Consider the following 1009-nt stretch of genomic DNA (forward strand, 5'->3'; position numbering starts at 1 on the left):
GTGTAAACTTCGCAGTACCAACAAGCTCTTTTCCCTCAATCAATACTGGTTTGCCGTCCGCTGTTAAAATTCCGTTTGCTGTTAACTCTTCTCCTATGTGCCTAGCCATTTTGAAATAACTAATAACATCCTTTAACTTTATGACACCTTCTGTCACCACTATTTTCCCGCCATCCTCAGTTGTAAGAGTGGTGCCAATTTCTGGCTTTGGTTCTTCGTCATTGGTTAGCGTACCCAATTCTACGGAAACTAGATTTCGTTCGATTACAATCTCAACGCCCGTTATCAAAACTTTTCCTTTGTTATTTTCACAGGGTAGCTCATCAATCACATAGGTATCGTAAAGTAACGCGCCCACATCATCATTTAGTGCATTTATGTTCCCAAACCAAACACCGTCTTTCTCACTTTCTCCTCGATTGGTATTTTCTGAGTGCTTGTTCCAACTGCTCTCGGTAGACCCGTTGCCATTCTTGTCGGTCACAATAATATGACTTTCACCTGTCGTTTTTGACGTGATTGAGAAGGGAATATTGGCCATTCGTTTACCAGTACCGTCTTCTATCTTGACGAACTTTAGATCTCCACGAATCGGATTATTTTTAATTACCGGGCTATCATAAGTCTTTACACTTTCTAGCTTTCCTTCCGCCGTCACCTTTTTTACATGAACACTAGCATCACTTAGCAGATATCCCTCTGATGCCTTTATCTCTTGGGTTGTTACTGTCCCTAAAGGAAGGGTGGGGTTTCCTTTTGAATCTAGATAAAAGTCACTGCCACTTACTAGATACTCTTTACCAAGCATTGCCCTTCCCTCGTTATCCGTTCGAATAATCCAGCTGCGTTCCTCTTTCTTGCCAAGCGTCTGAGGATCCACGTCATAATGGCCTTTATAGAATTTAACTCTAAACTGAGTATCTTCTAACGCTGCCCCGCCTTGTGGCTTGCCCTCGTTCGTTTCCTTATCCTTCTTAAAAGCCCAGATTTCAATAGGATTGTTTTGGGG

1 pseudogene is annotated in these 1009 nt (G+C 42.2%); it reads right to left on the bottom strand.

Going from position 1 to position 1009, the window contains the following annotated elements:
- Nucleotides 1–1009, bottom strand: a pseudogene (locus NHH16_RS15450) (hypothetical protein); the annotation flags it as partial.

The sequence above is a fragment of the Ohessyouella blattaphilus genome (assembly GCF_024721265.1).
GTDB lineage: Bacteria > Bacillota > Clostridia > Lachnospirales > Lachnospiraceae > Aequitasia > Aequitasia blattaphilus_A.